An 18465-nucleotide genomic window follows, 5' to 3' on the forward strand; every position below is an offset into this window, starting at 1 on the left:
CGATTCAGATTTAAGGAATTCTGCAGCCGTCTCAGAGGCTGACGGTTTCGACCTTCCGCCCGACGAAGCGCAGGGCGATCGCGCCCTGGATCAGCTGCAGTGCCGGCTCGCCGAAAAGATCGCGCCGCCAGCCGTGCAGGGCAGCGACTTCGGCCTTCTCGCCCTCGGCGGCGATCTTGTCGAGATCCTCGCTGTTGGCGATCACCTTCGGCGCCACGCCGTGTTTTTCCGAAATCAGCTTCAGCAGCACCTTCAACAATTCGACGGCAGCAGCGGCCCCTTCGGGCGCCTGCGCCTGGCGCGGCACATGCGGCATATCGGCCTTCGGAAGATCAAGAGCGGTGTTGACGGCCTCAATGACCGCAGCGCCGGAGACCGAGCGCTCCCAGCCCTTCGGAATGGTGCGCAGCCGGCCGAGCGCCTCGGTATCCTTGGGCTGCTGCTGGGCGATTTCGTAGATCGCATCGTCCTTCAGCACCCGCGAACGCGGCACGTTGCGGGCCCGCGCCTCGCGTTCGCGCCAGGCAGCGACGTATTTGAGGATCGCCAGCTCCTGCGGCTTGCGCAGGCGCATCTTCAGCCGCTGCCATGCATCGTCGGGATGCATGTCGTAGGTTTCGCGCGACTCGAGAATGTCCATTTCCTCGGAGAGCCAGGAGGTGCGGCCTTCGCGATCAAGTTCCGCCTTCAGCGACAGGTATACGTCGCGCAGGTGGGTGACGTCGGCCAGCGCATAATCCAGCTGTTTGTCCGACAGCGGCCGGCGGCTCCAGTCGGTGAAGCGCGACGACTTGTCGATATGCACGTTCTTGATACGGCTGACCAACTGGTCATAGGAGACGCTGTCGCCGAAGCCGCAGACCATGGCGGCGACCTGCGTGTCGAAGATCGGATGCGGAATGAGATTGCCGCGATTGAAGATGATTTCGATGTCCTGGCGGGCCGCATGAAAGACCTTCAGCACCTTCGTATCGGCCATGAGCTCGAAGAAGGGGGCGAGATCGATGCCCTTGGCCAGCGGATCGACGAGAACTTCCGTCGTCGGGCTTGCCATCTGAATCAGGCAGAGCTCCGGCCAGAAGGTCGTTTCGCGCAGGAATTCGGTGTCGATGGTGATGAAGTCGGACTTGGCCAGCTCTTTGCAGGCGGCCGCCAAATCGGCGGTGGTTTCGATCATATCATTTCATTCGCAAGGAAAAGGTCGGTTAAACCTTCCTTCTCCTTTCGGTTCGATATGTCAATACAACAGCATACGCTTCGAGCATTGCTGGCTAAGAATCACGTCCAAACTGAGGCAAGGCGCGAAGCACAGCCCAACCTCAGTGAAAGCGCACTGCCTCAGCTTACCCTGAGATAGCTCGTCATCCCCGTCTTCTGATGCTCGATGATATGGCAATGCAGCAGCCAGTCGCCGGGATTGTCGGCGACGAAGGCAAGCTGCACCTTCTCGTCCGGCTGGATGAGATAGGTATCTGACACCAGCGGCATTACCTGCCGCGTCGAGGAGGAGATCACCGTGAAGCTCATCCCGTGCAGATGGATCGGATGCGCATGCGGCGTGGTATTTTCGAGATTGAAGACATAGCTCTTGCCGAGCTTCAATTCCGCAAGCGGCGCTGTCGGATCGGGCGTGTCGCCTGGCCACGGCACCTTGTTGATTGCCCAGAAACTGTAGCCTAGCGTGCCGCAGATGCTTTCGACGCTAGCATTCTCGGCAGTGGCGCTCAGTATCAGCGGGATCTGCTCGGCGGCGGTTAGATCGGCCTTCTGGATGGGGTTGTCGACAAGCGGCCCGAGATCGCCGATGGCGCGCTTCAATGATGATCCGACCGCGCGCAGGCTGGCGATCGTCTTCGGCGTCGTGCCGCGGATATCTTCCAGCGTCGCGATCGCGCCTTCGCCGTCGGGCATGCGCACGGCAAGATCGAGCCGCTGGCCCGGTCCGATCTGCAGCAGGTCGAGGGAAAAACGCTTCGGCACCGGATTGCCGTCGATCGCAATCACGGTGGCGTCGGCGCCTTCCATCTTCAGGGAGAAGATCCGCGTTACGTCGGTGACCGCGATGCGCAGCCGAACCAGCCCGCCGGCTGGCGCGTCGTATCGCGGTTCCTGATGCCAGTTGGCGGTGCGCACCGTGCCGTAGGTGCCGGTCTTGGCCGCATCGCGCGGGCGGAAGGGGGCGATGAATTGGCCGTCGCCGCCGAGCCGCCAGTCGCGCAGGTTCAGCACCACCTCCGCATCGAACTCCGGATCGGCCGGGTTCTCGACGACGATGACGCCGGTCATGCCGTGTCCCATCTGCGTCAGCGTGTTACAATGCGGATGATACCAGAAGGTGCCGGCGTCGGGCGGCGTGAAGGCATAATCGAAGCTGTCGCCGGTATAGACGTAGGGCTGCGTCATGAAGGGCACTCCGTCCATTCGGTTGTCGATGCGAAGCCCGTGCCAATGGATCGTTGTCGGCTCGTCGAGCCCGTTGGTCAGCCGTGCCGCATAGGGCCGGCCCTTGGTCATTCTGAGAACCGGCGGCATGCCGTCATTGCCCCAGCTCATGATATCTTTGGTCGGGCCCGCTTCCGTCAGCATGGCCTCGGTTTTCAAGGCTTTCAGCAGCTGCGGCTCCGGTGCCGCCTCCGCAAGCCCGAATCTGCCGGCGATGCCGATGCCCACTCCATAAGCGCCGGCGACGGCGGACGCCTTCAGGAGATTGCGGCGGGTGAGAAGAGGCATGGGATGCTCCGCGGTGACGATGCCGACCCTTTTAAAGTTGACTGGAGCCTTCAGCAATACGCGAAGCGCAGCCAAACTGCCGCAGTGCTCTCCGCCGCAGCCTCGCCATAAACGCCTGCCAAACGCCCGGCCGCGTGCGCCAAGCCTTGACAAATCGGAGCGTCCATGCGCTTTTCCGCCCGATTTTCTTGTCGGCGCTTGAGGGTTCTTGGAACCCTTGCTGCCGTCTCAGCATAGCCCAGGATTTGAGATCATGCATCGCTATCGCAGCCACACATGTGCCGCCCTCCGCAAGTCGGATGTCGGCTCGACCGTCCGTATTTCCGGCTGGGTCCACCGCGTTCGCGACCATGGCGGCGTTCTCTTCATCGACCTTCGCGACCATTACGGCATCACCCAGGTCGTTGCCGATCCCGACAGCCCGGCCTTCAAGATGGCGGAAACTGTGCGTGGCGAATGGGTCATCCGTATCGACGGCCTCGTCAAGGCCCGCACCGAAGATACCGTCAACAAGACCATGGCAACAGGCGAGATCGAGCTCTACGCGCAGGAGATCGAAATCCTCTCCGCCGCCAAGGAATTGCCGCTGCCGGTCTTCGGCGAGCCGGACTATCCCGAAGACGTCCGCCTCAAATATCGCTTCCTCGACCTTCGCCGCGAAACGCTGCATCGGAACATCGTCAAGCGCACCCAGGTCATCTCGGCCATGCGCCGCGAAATGAGCAATGTCGGCTTCACCGAATATACGACGCCGATCCTGACGGCTTCCTCGCCGGAAGGCGCGCGCGACTTCCTGGTGCCGAGCCGCATCCATCCCGGCACCTTCTACGCGCTGCCGCAGGCGCCGCAGCAGTACAAGCAGCTGCTGATGGTGGCGGGTTTCGACCGCTACTTCCAGATTGCGCCGTGCTTCCGCGATGAAGACCCGCGCGCCGACCGCCTGCCGGGCGAATTCTACCAGCTCGACCTTGAAATGAGCTTCGTCACCCAGGAAGACGTCTGGAACACGATCGGTCCGTTGATGACCAACATTTTCGAAGAATTCGCCGACGGCAAGCCGGTCACCAAGGAATGGCCGCGCATCCCCTATGACGAGGCGATCCGTAAATATGGTTCGGACAAGCCGGACCTGCGCAATCCCATCGTCATGGAAGCTGTGACCGAACATTTCGCCGGCTCCGGCTTCAAGGTCTTCGCCGGCATGATCGCCTCGAACCCGAAGGTCGAGATCTGGGCGATCCCGGCAAAGACCGGCGGTTCCAGAGCGTTCTGCGATCGTATGAATGCCTGGGCGCAGTCGACTGGTCAGCCTGGTCTCGGTTACATCTTCTGGCGCAAGGAAGGTGACAAGCTCGAGGGCGCCGGCCCGCTTGCAAAGAACATCGGTGAGGAGCGCACCGACGCGATCCGTACCCAGCTCGGCCTCGATGACGGTGACGCCTGCTTCTTCGTTGCCGGCGATCCGGCCAAGTTCTACAAGTTTGCCGGTGAAGCCCGCACCAAGGCCGGCGAAGAGCTGAACCTTGTCGACCGCGACCGTTTCGAACTCTGCTGGATCGTCGACTTCCCGTTCTTCGAATGGAGCGAGGAAGAAAAGAAGGTCGATTTCGCCCACAATCCGTTCTCGATGCCGCAGGGCGGCCTCGATGCGCTTCAGAACCAGGATCCGCTGACCATCAAGGCGTTCCAGTATGACGCCGTCTGCAACGGCTTCGAAATCGCCTCGGGGTCGATCCGTAACCAATCGCCGGAAACCATGGTCGCCGCCTTCGAGAAGGTCGGCCTCAGCCAGCAGGATGTCGAGGATCGTTTCGGCGGCCTCTACCGTGCCTTCCAGTATGGCGCGCCCCCGCATGGCGGTGCTGCCTTCGGTATCGACCGTATCATCATGCTGCTCGTCGGCGCGAAGAACCTGCGCGAAATCTCGCTGTTCCCGATGAACCAGCAGGCCCAGGACCTTCTGATGGGCGCGCCGAGCCCGGCAACGCCGACGCAGCTGCGCGAGCTCTCGATCCGGCCGATCCCGCCGGTCAAGAAGGACTGAGATCGCCTGATCCCGAGTGCAAACGCCCGACAATCGCCGGGCTTTTCTTTTGGTTCGGTCGCTCAGGCGCCATCATTCAGGGAATGTGTCGGTGCAGGCGAGGCACGGAGCATCCCGCGGGCAATTGCTTGATATCGCAGCCCTTGCCATTTCTGAAGTCGCCCGGCACCGCGCCTGAATACGAAAAGGCCCGGCAGAAGGACTGCCGGGCCTTTCATCGCAAGATCGAAGCGATCAGTCGTTGGCGGTCACCTTGACGCCAAGCACCTGCGGCAGCGTATTCGGAGCGCCCATGGCGGCGCCCACGATCGTCGGGAACGGCACCGGCTTTTCAGGAGCGGCCTTGACGGTCAGGCTCTTCGGGTCGTCGAGGAAGGTGTTGACGGCAGCCGAAACGGCGTTCTGCAGTTCCGGGATATTGAGCTGCGCCAGCATGATCGGCGTCATCGCCTTCAGCGAATCCGCCATCTGCTTGCCCGATATGTTCTGCTGCGAACCGGCATAATCGAGCGCGCGCTTGGTGATCGAGGCATCTTCGAAGCGCACCTGCGCCGCCTCGAAGGACAGCTGCTGCATCAGGCCGAGCATGGCAAGGCCAAGCGCCTGCTGCGACTGTTCCTTGTTCGCACCGGCTTCGGATTGCTTCATCGCATCCTGCATCGATTTCATGAAGGCCATCGTGTAGCCGGAGAATTTGAAGCCGAGGTTCAGCTTGCCGATGTTGGTGAAGTCGAACGCCAACTCAGAAATGTCGATCGTGCCGGGGGCGAGTTCCCAGGCGCCCTTCATGGTGATGTCGCCCTGGATGTGCTGCAGGGCGAGCTTCTCGATCGCGTCCTTGCTCTGCGGATCTTCGGCTTTGCTGAGATCGGCCTTCATGCTTTTGAAGGCGCCGTCAAAATCGAAGCCGGATTCGTCTTCACGCAGTGTCAGATTGACGTCGCTTTCGAGCAGCGAGAACATTTCCTCGCCGTCCTTGACCACCTTCAGCGGGCCGGTATGGGCGGTCTCGTAAAGCATCATGGTATCGAGCGTATCGCCGCCCGCCGTTGCCGGGACCGAGATGCCGCCAAGCGTCAGTCCTTCCGCCGTCACCGTGACGCCGTCTTCCGTCTTGTTGATGTCGGGGAAGGCGGCTTCTTCGATGTAATAGCCGCCATCCTCGTCTTCTTCGACGCCCGATAGGGTGACCTCGCCGATGGGCAGGCTTTCGCCGTTGGCCGGTTTGACGCTGACATTCTTCAATGTCACGGTCGTGCCATCGATATCGACGCCGTCGGCCGAAATCGTTCCGCCCTGCGCGGCATAGGCAGCGTTGATCTTTTTCAGCAGGTCGGCGCTGTCGAGAGCGAAAGCCGAGCCGGCAAGTGAGAAAAAGGCGGCGCCCGACAGCATCAGCCGCGTTGTCCGGTAAAAATTCATGGGGTGATTCCTCTGGTGGCGTGGTGGCGGTTGGAAATCTGCAGTGACGCTACTACGGATTGGGCCCACTTTATATTTGCGGATCTCTAAATTTCTATTGAGAGGAACGGCAAACGAAGTCCAAATTGCGGCGGAGCGTTTGTCTCATCCTTTGATGTCAGTCCCAAGACTTCATCCACAGCTGCAACGGCCCGGTTTCCTTGCCCACCGGCCGCTTCTGAGCTAGTCAGAACCTATGGGACAAGAGATTTTGCCGCCTTCAGGCGGAGACGACGATCACATCCAACCGGTCGACCTCAAGGCGGCGCTCGAGCAGCGTTACCTTGCTTATGCGCTGTCGACCATCATGCACCGCGCCCTGCCTGATGTGCGCGACGGGCTGAAGCCTGTCCATCGCCGCATCGTCTATGCGATGAACGAGATGGGGCTGAGGCCGAACTCGGCCTTCAGAAAATGCGCCAAGATCGTCGGCGAAGTGATGGGTAATTACCATCCGCACGGCGACCAGTCGATCTACGATGCGCTTGCCCGTCTCGCCCAGGACTTCTCGCAGCGCTACACGCTGGTCAACGGCCAGGGCAATTTCGGCAATATCGACGGCGATAGCCCGGCCGCCATGCGTTACACCGAATCGAAGATGACGGCGGTCTCCGAACTGCTGCTCGAAGGCATCGACCAGGATGCCGTCGATTTCCGCGACACTTACGACGAATCGAATTCCGAGCCGGTTGTCCTTCCCGGCGCCTTCCCGAACCTGCTCGCCAACGGCTCCTCCGGCATTGCCGTCGGCATGGCGACCTCGATCCCGTCGCACAATGCCCACGAGCTTTGCGATGCCGCCCTGCATCTGATCAAGCATCCCGATGCGACCGTCGAAAAGCTCGTCGAATTCATTCCCGGCCCGGATTTCCCCACCGGCGGCATCATTATCGACAGCCGCGACAGCATCATCGAGAGCTACCGCACGGGGCGCGGCGGTTTCCGCGTGCGGGCGAAATGGCAGACGGAAGATCTCGGCCGCGGCGGCTATCAGATCGTCATCACCGAAATTCCGTTCCAGGTGCAGAAATCGCGGCTGATCGAGAAGATCGCCGAGCTGCTGATCGCCCGCAAGCTGCCGCTGCTGGAAGATATCCGCGACGAATCGGCCGAAGATATTCGTGTCGTGCTGGTGCCGAAGACCCGCAGCGTCGATCCGACGATCCTGATGGAATCGATGTTCAAGCTGACGGAACTCGAAAGCCGCTTCCCGCTCAACATGAACGTGCTCTCCATGGGCCGCATCCCGCGGGTCATGGCGCTGAACGAGGTGTTGAAGGAGTGGCTGGACCACCGCCGCGAAGTTCTGCAGCGCCGTTCGCGCTTCCGTCTGGCGGCGATCGATAGGCGCCTCGAAATCCTCAGCGGCCTGCTGGTCGCCTACCTCAACATCGATGAGGTCATCCGCATCATCCGCGAGGAGGACGAGCCGAAGCCGGTCATGATGGCGCGCTGGGATCTCACCGACAATCAGGTCGAGGCGATCCTCAATATGCGGTTGCGCGCCTTGCGCAAGCTCGAAGAGTTCGAGATCCGCAAGGAATTCGACGAACTCACCAAGGAGAAGGGCGAGATCGAAGCGTTGCTTTCCTCCGACGACAAGCAGTGGCAGACGGTCGCCTGGGAAATTGGCGAAGTGAAGAAGAAATTCGCCAAGGCGACCGAGGTCGGCCGCCGCCGCACCCAGTTTGCCGACGCGCCCGAGACCGACGAGGAAGCAATCCAGCAGGCGATGATCGAGAAGGAACCGATCACCGTCGTCATTTCCGAGAAGGGCTGGATCCGTGCGCTCAAGGGCCATATCGCCGATACGGCGACGCTGACCTTCAAGGAAGGTGACGGCTTGAAGATCGCCTTCCCGGCGCAGACGACGGACAAGATCCTGATCGTCACCACCGGTGGCAAGGCCTTCACGCTCGGCGGCGACAAGCTGCCGGGCGGTCGCGGTCACGGCGAGCCGCTGCGCATCATCGTCGATATGGACAACGACCAGGCGGTGCTGACCGCTTTCGTCCATGAGCCCTCGCGCAAGCAGCTGATCGTCTCGACCGCCGGCAACGGCTTCGTCGTACCGGAGGCCGAGCTGGTCGCCAATACGCGCAAGGGCAAGCAGATCATGAACGTCGCGCTGCCCGAGGAAACGCAGCTGCTCGTGCCCGTCAGCGGCGACCATGTCGCCGTCGTCGGCGAAAACCGCAAGCTGCTGGTCTTCCCGCTGGTGCAGGTGCCGGAAATGTCGCGCGGCAAGGGCGTGCGTCTGCAGCGTTACAAGGATGGCGGCATTTCCGACGTCCGCTGCTTTGCGATATCGGACGGTCTCGTCTGGGAAGACAGCGCCGGCCGCACGTTCACGAAGAACAAGGACGAGCTCGCCGAATGGCTGGCCGACCGCGCCACCGCCGGCCGCACCGTGCCGAAGGGCTTCCCGCGCAGCGGCAAATTCGCCGGCTGAGGCTTAAAAATTCCGCGCCCGACTCTTGGCGGGCGCGGCAATGCCTCTATTTCTCTCCTGTTACCAAAAATACAAACAGGCCGGCTCCGAGGGCGGACGGAATGGCCGCGGCCCGTGCGCTTGGGGAAGTGCGCGCGCCTTAACGGAGGAAAATCGATGCCCGCCAGCACCATCAAATTGCATGTCACGCACACCTATAAAGCGCCGCCTGCCGTTGTCTATGACGCCTGGCTCAACCCCGAAATAGCCCGCCGCTTCCTGTTTGCTACTGACGAGGGTCATGTCATCCGCGCCGATATCGATCCCCATGTCGGCGGCCGTTTCTTCGTCGTCGATCGCCGCCCGACCGGCGACGCCTTTCACCAGGGCGTCTTCCTGGAGCTGAAGCGCCCGCGACGCATGGTCTTCAGCCTTTCCGTCGAGGAGCACGATCACAATTGCGACCGCGTCGAGATCGACATCGAACCTCTCGGCAGCGGCAGCCGTCTGACGCTGACCCATGAAATGTGCGCCGAATGGGCTGAACACGAGGAAAAGACCCGGAAGGGCTGGGCGCATGTGGTCGAGGGGCTTGGCAGGGAACTGGAGCAGCAGCAGTTCAAGGCGACGGGTTGAGCGGTATGCAGAAATCCCGCAGGAAGCGGGTCGCACCTTCTTCGTCGATCTCGCGGGCGGCGACGGCAAGAACGAAAGCGTAGAGATTGGCATCGGTCGTTTCGATCTCGTAGCCGTTTTCGAGAAGGAACACACCGGCGGTTACGATTGCGATTCGCTTGTTGCCGTCAGCGAATGCGTGGTTGCGGGCGAGGCCGAAAAGATAGGCGGCGGCGAGCTCAATGACGTCGTCGCAGCCATAGTTTGCCTTGTGGATCGGCCGGCCGAGCGCCGAATCCAGCGCGCCTTCGTTACGCAGTCCTGCGAGACCGCCGAAGCGCTCGATCTGCATTTTCTGCAGGCTCGCCACCAATGGTCTCGTCAGGAATTTGAAGGCCATTATTCGGCCAGCTTTTTCAAGGCGACCTTATATTTGTCCATGAAATATCGCGCCGCCTCGAGTTGACGAGACAAATCCTCATCGGCCGGCTTCAAAGTGATGCCGCCGTTTTCCATCTGCAATTCCAATGAATCGCCGGTCTTCAACCCAAGACGGTCGAGGGTTTCCTTAGGGATGATAATACCCTCTGAATTGCCGATCTTGCGGATTGTGACGTTCATCGCTTTGTCCTCTGTGGTAACGGAGTTATAACATGAGGCCGAGCGGGCAACAACGTCCTATCCTGCCATTTGCCTGATGCTTTTCCTCCGCACCATCCAGACCGAGTGCGCCGCGATCGCCGTCACCAGGATACCGCCGCCGACCAGCGTCATCGGCGTCGGCGTTTCCGCAAAGATCAGCCACACCCAGATCGGTGCGAGTACGGTTTCGAGCAGGTAGAACATGCCGACCTCAGGCGCGGAGAGGTAACGCGGCCCGGTCGCCAGGCACCAGAAGGCAAGCGGCATCATCACCGCGCCGTTGAAGAGGATCCAGACAGGATGCTCGATCGAAAGACCGCCTGCCGGCATGACCGAGATCAGGCCGACCGCCGCCGGCAGAACCGTCGAAAGCAGCGAGACGAAGCCCATCTCCCGGCGTGAGGCGCGGCTGACGGTGATGGCGGCGGCGATGATGAACGCGGTAAGCAGCGCCATGATATCGCCGAAGACATGGCCGCCCGAAAGCCCGTCCCGCACGATCAGGCCGACGCCGAAAATCATCGCCGCCATGGCGATCAGCGTTGCTGGCGCCGGCCGCTCCTTGAGGAAAATCCAGGAAAGCAGCGCGGCGAACATCGGATTGAAGGCGACGATGAAAACGACATTGGCCGTCGACGTGTTGAAAACGGCGAGAATGAAGATCACCGTCGTCAGCCCGTAGAGCAGACCGGTAAAGAGGCCCGGCCAGCCCGGCACCAGCATTGGCCATCGCCCCTTGGCAATCCTGAGCGCGGTTGCGACCAGAAGCGTCACGCCAAGGGTCGCTATGCTTCTTACGGCAAGGATCGACCACAGCTCGCCGTCGGCGAGCCTCATCAGCGGGATATCCACGGAAAGCGCCAGCCCGCCGATTGTCGTCAGCAGCAGGCCCTTCCGGTGGTCGGAAAGAGCGGTGGGGAACATTCAGCCGTGGGTGCTCTCGGGCATGGACGAGGGATCGAAGCGTTCCCAGCCGCGCGGGGTCAGGTGCTCCTGCGGCTGAAAGCGCGTCTTGTAATCCATTTTTCGCGACCCTTGAACCCAGTAGCCGAGGTAGACATGCGGCAGTCCCAGCGCTTTCGTGCGCCTGACATGATCGAGAATCATGAAGGTGCCGAGCGAACGGCGCTCGAGTGCCGGATTGAAATAGGAATAGACCATCGACAGCCCGTCGCTCATCGTGTCGGTCAGCGCAGCGCCAAGCAGCTCGCCCTTCGGGCGCTGCTCCAGTCCTGAGCCTTCCTCACGCAGGCGATATTCGATGATTCTCGTATTCACATGCGTGTCTTCCACCATGATTGCATAGTCGAGCACGGTCATGTCGGACATGCCGCCCTGCTGGTGGCGAAAATCGAGATAGCGCCGGAAGAGCGAATATTGCTCGCTGGAAGGCTGGGCCGCGAATTCGGTGGCGATGACGTCGGAATTGGCGGCAAGCACCCGTTTCATCGATTTGGTCGGTTCGAATTCCTGGGCGAGAATTCGCACGGAAACGCACGCGCGACAGGATTCGCAGGCCGGGCGATAAGCGATGTTCTGCGAGCGGCGGAAACCGCCCTGTGTCAGGATGTCGTTCATCTCGGCGGCGCGCGGGCCGACCAGATGGGTGAACACCTTGCGTTCCATCTCATGCGGCAGGTACGGACACGCAGCCGGAGCCGTCAGATAAAACTGCGGGGATGGCGTCGTCTGCGTATTCATTTGTCGCGGAAATTTCCCTGTCGAGACCGTGCCGTTTCCTGACAGCATGACCTAAGAATAAAAAACGTCAACAGCGGGGCGCGTTTCGCCCTTCATATCAGTCTTCTAATTTCAGATATGGAGCGCCTGCACCCATCGGCAAAGGGAGGCGGAGACTTTATTTGGTCTCCGCCCGGGGTCACAGTTAGGGTCTCAGGCCGTGCGCACCGTCGCGGTGCCCACAAGCAGGTCGTGAACGAGACGGCTGCGTTCAATGAACAGGCCGGCAAGCAGGATGAGCGGCGTCAGCACCGAGTTGAGGATCCAGAACAGTGCGAGATGCACGATCGCTGTCATGAAATCCATCGGCCGTCCGTCGACGCGCACGATCGCAATTCCCATGGCCCGCATGCCGAGCGAGGCCTGGCTCGGCCCGCCCACCGTCAGGCCGAAGTAAATGCCGGCGACGATGACGAAAAGAGCAGGGTAGAGAAAGAAGCCGAGCCCCAGCGTGACGATCGACACGAAGAACAGCACGATCGCCGCGGGAATGCAGAGCAGCGCCACGATGACGTAGTCGAGGATGAAGGCGAAGACCCGGCGGCTCAACACGCCGCTATAGGCGCGCCAGTCCTCCGGTGCGGCATAAAGCGGATTGGGGTTGTAGCTCATCTCAATCTCCTCAGGAAAAGCGATGCCGCTGATATGGTATCGGCAGGGCCAAATGCAATAATCTGCCCCAAAATCACCGCTTTGCGAGAATTTTCGCCACTTCGACCGCGAAATAGGTGAGGACACCGTCGCATCCCGCCCGCTTGAACGACAGCAGCGTTTCGAGCATCGCCCGCTCGCCGTCGATCCAGCCATTCATCGCCGCCGCCTTGATCTGCGTATACTCGCCTGACACCTGGTAGGCGAAGGTCGGCAGGCCAAAGGCCTCCTTCATCCGCCAGCAGATATCGAGATAGGGCAGGCCGGGCTTGACCATCAGCATGTCGGCGCCTTCCTCGACGTCGAGGGCAGCGTCGCGGATCGCCTCGGTGCCGTTGGCGGGGTCGATATAGTAGGTCTTCTTGTCGCCTTTCAGCAGCCCGCCGGTCGAGATCGCCTCGCGATAGGGACCGTAGAAGGCGGAGGCGAATTTCGTCGCATAGCTCATGATGCCGACGCTCTGGTGACCGGCTGCATCGAGCGCCATGCGGATCGCGCCGATGCGTCCGTCCATCATCTCTGACGGCGCGATGATGTCGGCGCCCGCATCCGCCTGCATCACGGCGGCGCGTGCCACCTGGTCGACCGTCTCGTCATTGACGATCTCGCCGCCTCTGAGGATGCCGTCATGGCCGTGGCTGGTGAAGGGATCGAGCGCGACGTCGGTGATGATGCCGATATTAGGTACCGCCTTCTTGATCGCCGCCGTCGCCCGATTGATCAGGTTGTTGGCTTCGAGGCTGTTCGAGCCGGTCTCGTCACGCAGTTCCATCTCGATATTCGGAAAGGTGGCGAGGGCCGGAATGCCGAGGCCGGCCGCTTCCCGCGCGGCTTCGACAGCCTTGTCGATGCTCATGCGGTTGACGCCGGGCATGGCCGCGATCGGATCGACGATGCCGGAACCCGGCACGATGAAGATCGGCCAGATCAGGTCATCGACGGTCAGCCGGTTCTCCTGCACCAGCCGACGTGTCCAATCCGCCTTGCGGTTGCGCCGCATACGGCGATGACCAGTGATGTCGTCGACGAGATGCGTCCTGTCCTGCATGATATCTGTCCTCGGCCCATTCCATTTATCGGAGCGCTCATTATCATGGCGCCTGGAAAATCCAAACCGGACGATTGGCCGCGGCTGAAAACCCATTCATGTCGCCCAGGATAACGACATGCATAAAAACAAGGTGCTTTTATTGCATAATCCCAAAAATCGGAGCGGATTTTCAGCGTTATGCGCCAACGCAATGTTATAGAGCGTCCTTGGTGCGTCTTGTCCGACGCGCGGCGCTTTTGCGAAGATGCAACCCCGAACCGATGTCTGCGCTATGGAAACCGACTCTCCGACGATACCGAAACACACACTGGCGGATATTCTCTTCATTCTCTTCTTGAGACTGGTTGCCGTATCCTGCTTCTGGTTCGGCCTGCAATATTGGGCGATGCTCGTCGGTTATTCGCTGGTCGGCGCCGGCCGCTTCGATCTTTTGAGCCTGCCATGGAAGGTGGCGAGCACCAGCCTCGCCGTGCTCTTCCCCGTCGCCTCCCTCGGCCTTTGGCTCACCGTCTCCTGGGGACCGGTCATCTGGGTGCTGGCCGCCGGCGGACAAATCCTCATGTATGGCCTGCTGCCGGATATTTTCGGCCCCAACCAGCTGATCATCCTGCTGCATGTCATGGTCGCCGTCGTCTACTTGATTTTCCGCCTGCTGCTGTGGCTGGAAAAACGCCGGCACCGCCGCCAGGTAAGTGTTGATTTACCCTGAGACAACGTGGGGTTACCGGTAAGGCTCCGTTAAGCCTGCGGTTTAAGTCGAATTTTATATGTATTCGATAGGGTCTCACTCAAGGCGGGAAGAGAACACACCGCCAAACAAACAGTGAGGCAGTCAATATGAACACGAAAATCAAGCCGCAGGCGGTATCGACCTTCCGTGACCAGCAGGACCACGACATCCGTGATCTTTACATGGAATCCCTTCATCTCGTTGAACGTCTGCACCGTCGTCTTCTCGACGTCATCAAGGACGAATTCGACCGTCAGGGTCGCAGCGACGTCAACGCCATCCAGGCGCTGCTCCTTTTCAACATCGGCAATTCCGAGCTGACCGCGGGCGAGCTGCGCTCGCGTGGCTACTATCTCGGCTCCAACGTTTCCTACAACGTCAAGAAGCTGGTCGATCTCGGCTTCATCAACCATCAGCGCTCGCGCATCGACCGTCGCTCGGTCCGCATCAGCCTGACCGAAACCGGCCAGGACATCGCCGAAACAGTGGCCAAGCTCTACGAACGCCACATCGCCTCGATCGACAAGGTCGGCGGGATCGGCACGGACGAGTTCACCCAGATGAACAAGCTGCTCCAGCGTCTGGACCGTTTCTGGAACGACCAGATCTTGTACCGTCTCTAAGACCCCTGACCTCCTTCCAGGGTTGCAGAAAATCGGACGTGTTCCCTGCACGTCCGATTTGCCGTTTATATCTGCGTGGCATCTTTGCAACGCATGGCAGGCAAGCGCAAAGGCCTGTATTCAAGCCGTTTTTTAGCCGTTATTAACCGGCACGCTTTACCCGTCATATGGTTCGTTGCGTCGTGTTTCCGGTAGCCGGCAGTCCTTCTACCCAACCGGCAACACGAATTGGCCATATTGGTGTGGCAGCGGAAGGCTTAACAACCGGCGCTTTCAATAGACCGATCAGGAATGTTCAGGCTGCCGCATCGCAATCTTGTGATGGGGCAAGCGGAATTTTTCGGTGCGCCGGGACAACTAATGGACTGGGATCTGCGTTGAAGCGCAGTGATATCGCAAAGAGCCGCAGATTCTCTTTAATAGCGGCATTCAGTGGTTGGGACTATGTCGAAGAAAAACGGAATTGAAGCTCTCTCGCGCCGCGCTTTCCTGGCGTCCGCGGCAACGATTGGCGCCGGCGCGCTTGCCGCGCCGGCATTCGCGCAATCGGCGCTCGATACGCTGATCAATGCGCCGCGCCGCGGCAACTGGGACGACCAGTTCGACGCCAAGGCGGCGTCGCGCACGGCGACCGCCATGGTTTCCAACACGCCGATTCTCGGACCCCAATCGGTCGCAAGCGCGCAGCAGGCGATTATGCAGTATCAGCAGATTGCCGCAGCCGGTGGCTGGCCTGAGGTCAATCCCGGTGACCAGCGCCTGCAGCTCGGCGTCAGCTCTCCCACCGTCCAGGCGCTGCGCCAGCGCCTTGCGATCACCGGCGACCTGCCGCGCGAGGCCGGCCTGTCCAACGCCTTTGATTCCTATGTCGATGGTGCGGTCAAGCGCTTCCAGGCGCGTCACGGCCTGCCGGCCGATGGCGTTCTCGGCGAATTCACGCTGAAGGCGATGAACATTCCTGCCGATGTCCGCCTGCAGCAGCTGAACACCAATCTGATTCGCCTGCAGACCTTCCCCGAAGACATGGGCCGCCGTCACCTGATGGTCAACATCCCGGCCGCCTATGTGGAGGCTGTTGAAGATGGCAGTGTCGCGACGCGCCACACGGCGGTTGTCGGCCGTCTCAGCCGCCCGACGCATCTCGTCAATTCGAAGATTTACGAGGTCATCCTCAATCCTTACTGGACTGCGCCGCGCTCGATCGTCGAGAAGGACATCATGCCGCTGATGCGCAAGGATCCGACCTATCTCGAAAAGAACGCCATCCGCCTGATCGACGGCAAGGGCAACGAAGTCGCCCCCGAGACCATCGACTGGAACGGCGAGGCGCCGAACCTGATGTTCCGTCAGGACCCCGGCAAGACCAACGCCATGGCCTCGACGAAGATCAACTTCTACAACAAGAATGGCGAGTATATGCACGACACGCCGCAGCAGGGCCTGTTTAACAAGCTGATGCGCTTTGAATCGTCGGGCTGCGTCCGCGTCCAGAACGTCCGCGACTTGTCGAACTGGCTGTTGCGCGAGACCCCCGGCTGGAGCCGTCAGCAGATGGAGCAGGTGATCGCAACCGGCGTCAACACACCGGTCAAGCTCGCCACGGAAGTTCCGGTTTATTTCGTCTATATCTCTGCCTGGGGCATGCCCGACGGCATCGTCCAGTTCCGCGACGACATCTATCAGATGGACGGCAATGCCGAGCTGGCGCTCGACACCACGGCCGGTATGGAACAGCCGGTCCAGTAAGCGGCCGCCCCTGCATCGTGATTTGAGAACCGCGCCTTCGGGCGCGGTTTTTTTAAGTCCGAGGAGACACTCCTCGATGTGGTCGCCAAGGATCAGCGCGGCGCGACCGCAAAAGAGCGTGAGCGCGCGCTTTGCTCAGCAAATGTCGTTCTTCGTATTGCCCTCGCCCCGGCGGAAGGCTAATACCTCAGCGCATTCCAGTTGAGGAGCCCGCCCATGACCAATGCTTCCACCGAATCCTTCTTCAATCGCTCGCTTGCGGACGTCGATCCGGACATTTTCGGCGCGATCGGAAAGGAACTCGGTCGCCAACGGCACGAGATCGAACTGATCGCTTCTGAGAACATCGTCTCCCGCGCCGTGCTGGAAGCCCAGGGCTCCATCATGACCAACAAATATGCCGAGGGTTATCCCGGCAAGCGTTATTACGGCGGCTGCCAGTTCGTCGATATCGCCGAAGAACTGGCAATCGAGCGCGCCAAGAAGCTGTTCGGCGTCAATTTCGCCAACGTCCAGCCGAATTCCGGTTCGCAGATGAACCAGGCCGTGTTCCTGGCGCTGCTACAGCCCGGCGACACCTTCATGGGTCTCGACCTGAATTCGGGCGGCCACCTCACGCATGGTTCGCCGGTCAACATGTCCGGCAAGTGGTTCAACGTCGTCTCCTACGGCGTGCGCGAAGGCGACAACTTGCTCGACATGGATGAAGTTGCCCGCAAGGCCGAAGAAACCAAGCCGAAGCTCATCATCGCCGGCGGCACTGCCTATTCCCGTATCTGGGACTGGAAGCGCTTCCGCGAGATCGCCGACAGCGTCGGCGCCTATCTGATGGTCGACATGGCCCACATCGCCGGCCTTGTCGCCGGTGGCGTTCATCCGTCCCCGTTCCCGCATTGCCATGTCGCGACGACGACGACCCACAAGTCATTGCGCGGTCCGCGCGGCGGCGTCATCCTCACCAATGACGAGGATCTGGCGAAGAAGTTCAATTCGGCCGTTTTCCCGGGTCTTCAGGGCGGCCCGCTGATGCATATCATCGCTGCCAAGGCTGTGGCCTTCGGCGAGGCGCTGCAGCCGGAATTTAAAGACTACGCCGCCCAGGTCGTCAAGAACGCCAAGGCGCTTGCTGAAACGTTAATGGAGGGCGGCCTCGACGTCGTCTCCGGCGGCACCGACAACCACCTGATGCTGGTCGACCTGCGCAAGAAGAACGCCACCGGCAAGCGCGCCGAGGCAGCTCTCGGCCGCGCCTACGTCACCTGCAACAAGAACGGCATTCCCTTCGATCCGGAAAAGCCCTTCGTCACCTCCGGCGTGCGCTTGGGCGCACCGGCCGGCACGACCCGCGGCTTCAAGGAAGCCGAATTCCGCGAGATCGGCAATCTGATCGTCGAGGTTCTCGACGGCCTGAAGGTCGCCAATTCCGATGAAGGCAACGCTGCCGTCGAAGCCGCGGTGCGCGGCAAGGTGGTCAACCTCACCGACCGCTTCCCCATGTATGATTACTTGGGATAAGGAGTAGGGATGCGCTGCCCCTATTGCGGTTCGGAAGATACTCAGGTCAAGGATTCGCGCCCGGCGGAGGACAACACGTCCATCCGCCGGCGGCGCATCTGTCCGGATTGCGGCGGCCGCTTCACGACGTTCGAGCGCGTGCAGTTGCGCGAGCTGATGGTCATCAAGAAGACCGGCCGCAAAGTGCCCTTCGACCGCGACAAGCTGGTGCGCTCCTTCGAAGTGGCGTTGCGCAAGCGCCCCGTCGAGCGGGACCGCATAGAGCGCGCCGTCTCAGGCATCGTCCGCCGGCTTGAAAGCTCCGGCGAGACCGAGATCTCCTCCGAGCAGATCGGCCTGCAGGTGCTGGAAGCCATGAAGAGCCTCGATGATGTCGGCTTCGTGCGCTACGCCTCGGTCTACCGGGATTTCTCGCTTGCCGAGGATTTCGAGAAGGTCATTTCCGAGATCAACGCCAAGATTGCCCGCGACCCGCTGGACAGGTGA

General features: G+C 60.9%; 17 protein-coding genes. 8 read left to right on the plus strand and 9 right to left on the minus strand.

Going from position 1 to position 18465, the window contains the following annotated elements:
• Nucleotides 1-31: 31 nt before the first annotated feature.
• Nucleotides 32-1177 carry a ribonuclease D gene (gene rnd, locus N2A41_RS06850; RefSeq protein WP_162117182.1) on the minus strand — a complete coding sequence of 382 codons (1146 nt, stop codon included), beginning with the start codon at nucleotides 1175-1177 and terminating at the stop codon, nucleotides 32-34.
• A 161-nt stretch (nucleotides 1178-1338) separates the two neighbouring features.
• Nucleotides 1339-2730, minus strand: coding sequence for a multicopper oxidase family protein (locus tag N2A41_RS06855; RefSeq protein WP_260110586.1), 1392 nt, complete (start codon nucleotides 2728-2730; stop codon nucleotides 1339-1341).
• Between the two features lie 253 nt (nucleotides 2731-2983).
• On the opposite strand from N2A41_RS06855, the gene aspS reads away from it, so the two are divergent.
• Entirely contained in the window at nucleotides 2984-4774 is a 1791-nt protein-coding gene (aspS, locus tag N2A41_RS06860; RefSeq protein ID WP_170280083.1) for an aspartate--tRNA ligase, read from the plus strand.
• Between the two features lie 234 nt (nucleotides 4775-5008).
• On the opposite strand, the gene N2A41_RS06870 is transcribed toward aspS, so the two are convergent.
• Entirely contained in the window at nucleotides 5009-6196 is a 1188-nt protein-coding gene (locus N2A41_RS06870; protein WP_017963766.1) for a membrane protein, read from the minus strand.
• Between the two features lie 235 nt (nucleotides 6197-6431).
• On the opposite strand from N2A41_RS06870, the gene parC reads away from it, so the two are divergent.
• Nucleotides 6432-8687 (plus strand): DNA topoisomerase IV subunit A, encoded by a 2256-nt coding sequence (gene parC, locus N2A41_RS06875; RefSeq protein WP_260110587.1) that lies wholly within the window; start codon nucleotides 6432-6434, stop codon nucleotides 8685-8687.
• 156 nt (nucleotides 8688-8843) lie between these two features.
• Nucleotides 8844-9302: an SRPBCC family protein gene (locus N2A41_RS06880; RefSeq protein WP_017963768.1), complete on the plus strand. Its 459-nt coding sequence runs from the start codon at nucleotides 8844-8846 to the stop codon at nucleotides 9300-9302.
• On the opposite strand, the gene N2A41_RS06885 is transcribed toward N2A41_RS06880, so the two are convergent.
• The 6 genes from N2A41_RS06885 to hemB form a co-directional block, all read right to left on the minus strand.
• Nucleotides 9286-9681, minus strand: coding sequence for a type II toxin-antitoxin system death-on-curing family toxin (locus tag N2A41_RS06885; RefSeq protein ID WP_222384727.1), 396 nt, complete (start codon nucleotides 9679-9681; stop codon nucleotides 9286-9288). The genes N2A41_RS06880 and N2A41_RS06885 overlap by 17 nt on opposite strands.
• Nucleotides 9681-9902, minus strand: a complete 222-nt coding sequence (locus N2A41_RS06890; RefSeq protein ID WP_003547144.1) for an AbrB/MazE/SpoVT family DNA-binding domain-containing protein — start codon at nucleotides 9900-9902, stop codon at nucleotides 9681-9683. The genes N2A41_RS06885 and N2A41_RS06890 overlap by 1 nt, the downstream gene beginning before the upstream one ends.
• A gap of 57 nt (nucleotides 9903-9959) precedes the next feature.
• Nucleotides 9960-10847 carry a DMT family transporter gene (locus tag N2A41_RS06895; protein WP_222384728.1) on the minus strand — a complete coding sequence of 296 codons (888 nt, stop codon included), beginning with the start codon at nucleotides 10845-10847 and terminating at the stop codon, nucleotides 9960-9962.
• Nucleotides 10848-11624, minus strand: coding sequence for an arginyltransferase (locus tag N2A41_RS06900; RefSeq protein ID WP_260110588.1), 777 nt, complete (start codon nucleotides 11622-11624; stop codon nucleotides 10848-10850). It lies immediately after the preceding gene.
• 192 nt (nucleotides 11625-11816) lie between these two features.
• On the minus strand, nucleotides 11817-12275 hold the full coding sequence (locus N2A41_RS06905) for an RDD family protein (RefSeq protein WP_017963772.1): 459 nt from the start codon (nucleotides 12273-12275) through the stop codon (nucleotides 11817-11819).
• Nucleotides 12276-12348: 73 nt separating this feature from the next.
• A complete protein-coding gene (gene hemB / locus N2A41_RS06910; RefSeq protein WP_017963773.1) occupies nucleotides 12349-13362 on the minus strand; it encodes a porphobilinogen synthase in 1014 nt (337 codons plus the stop codon).
• Nucleotides 13363-13636: 274 nt separating this feature from the next.
• On the opposite strand from hemB, the gene N2A41_RS06915 reads away from it, so the two are divergent.
• From N2A41_RS06915 to nrdR, 5 genes are all read left to right on the plus strand, one after another.
• Nucleotides 13637-14074 carry a DUF6163 family protein gene (locus N2A41_RS06915; protein WP_026154097.1) on the plus strand — a complete coding sequence of 146 codons (438 nt, stop codon included), beginning with the start codon at nucleotides 13637-13639 and terminating at the stop codon, nucleotides 14072-14074.
• 128 nt (nucleotides 14075-14202) lie between these two features.
• Nucleotides 14203-14718, plus strand: coding sequence for a transcriptional regulator LdtR (gene ldtR / locus N2A41_RS06920; protein ID WP_003547156.1), 516 nt, complete (start codon nucleotides 14203-14205; stop codon nucleotides 14716-14718).
• Nucleotides 14719-15162: 444 nt separating this feature from the next.
• Nucleotides 15163-16464 carry a L,D-transpeptidase family protein gene (locus tag N2A41_RS06925; RefSeq protein ID WP_222384729.1) on the plus strand — a complete coding sequence of 434 codons (1302 nt, stop codon included), beginning with the start codon at nucleotides 15163-15165 and terminating at the stop codon, nucleotides 16462-16464.
• Between the two features lie 216 nt (nucleotides 16465-16680).
• Complete coding sequence (gene glyA / locus N2A41_RS06930) at nucleotides 16681-17979, plus strand: serine hydroxymethyltransferase (protein WP_260110589.1); 1299 nt, start codon at nucleotides 16681-16683, stop codon at nucleotides 17977-17979.
• Nucleotides 17980-17988: 9 nt separating this feature from the next.
• A complete protein-coding gene (nrdR, locus tag N2A41_RS06935) occupies nucleotides 17989-18465 on the plus strand; it encodes a transcriptional regulator NrdR (protein ID WP_003547190.1) in 477 nt (158 codons plus the stop codon).

This window comes from Rhizobium sp. SRDI969, from assembly GCF_025152725.1.
Classification (GTDB): domain Bacteria; phylum Pseudomonadota; class Alphaproteobacteria; order Rhizobiales; family Rhizobiaceae; genus Rhizobium; species Rhizobium leguminosarum_I.

Bases quoted from the DNA above. Each gene is read 5' to 3' on its own strand.
- parC (WP_260110587.1), top strand. From the start codon at position 6,432: ATGGGACAAGAGATTTTGCCGCCTTCAGGCGGAGACGACGATCACATC.
- glyA (WP_260110589.1), top strand. From the start codon at position 16,681: ATGACCAATGCTTCCACCGAATCCTTCTTCAATCGCTCGCTTGCGGAC.
- N2A41_RS06895 (WP_222384728.1), bottom strand. From the start codon at position 10,847: ATGTTCCCCACCGCTCTTTCCGACCACCGGAAGGGCCTGCTGCTGACG.
- N2A41_RS06855 (WP_260110586.1), bottom strand. From the start codon at position 2,730: ATGCCTCTTCTCACCCGCCGCAATCTCCTGAAGGCGTCCGCCGTCGCC.
- N2A41_RS06925 (WP_222384729.1), top strand. From the start codon at position 15,163: ATGTCGAAGAAAAACGGAATTGAAGCTCTCTCGCGCCGCGCTTTCCTG.
- N2A41_RS06905 (WP_017963772.1), bottom strand. From the start codon at position 12,275: ATGAGCTACAACCCCAATCCGCTTTATGCCGCACCGGAGGACTGGCGC.
- N2A41_RS06885 (WP_222384727.1), bottom strand. From the start codon at position 9,681: ATGGCCTTCAAATTCCTGACGAGACCATTGGTGGCGAGCCTGCAGAAA.
- hemB (WP_017963773.1), bottom strand. From the start codon at position 13,362: ATGCAGGACAGGACGCATCTCGTCGACGACATCACTGGTCATCGCCGT.
- N2A41_RS06890 (WP_003547144.1), bottom strand. From the start codon at position 9,902: ATGAACGTCACAATCCGCAAGATCGGCAATTCAGAGGGTATTATCATC.
- N2A41_RS06915 (WP_026154097.1), top strand. From the start codon at position 13,637: ATGGAAACCGACTCTCCGACGATACCGAAACACACACTGGCGGATATT.
- ldtR (WP_003547156.1), top strand. From the start codon at position 14,203: ATGAACACGAAAATCAAGCCGCAGGCGGTATCGACCTTCCGTGACCAG.
- nrdR (WP_003547190.1), top strand. From the start codon at position 17,989: ATGCGCTGCCCCTATTGCGGTTCGGAAGATACTCAGGTCAAGGATTCG.
- N2A41_RS06870 (WP_017963766.1), bottom strand. From the start codon at position 6,196: ATGAATTTTTACCGGACAACGCGGCTGATGCTGTCGGGCGCCGCCTTT.
- rnd (WP_162117182.1), bottom strand. From the start codon at position 1,177: ATGATCGAAACCACCGCCGATTTGGCGGCCGCCTGCAAAGAGCTGGCC.
- aspS (WP_170280083.1), top strand. From the start codon at position 2,984: ATGCATCGCTATCGCAGCCACACATGTGCCGCCCTCCGCAAGTCGGAT.
- N2A41_RS06880 (WP_017963768.1), top strand. From the start codon at position 8,844: ATGCCCGCCAGCACCATCAAATTGCATGTCACGCACACCTATAAAGCG.
- N2A41_RS06900 (WP_260110588.1), bottom strand. From the start codon at position 11,624: ATGAATACGCAGACGACGCCATCCCCGCAGTTTTATCTGACGGCTCCG.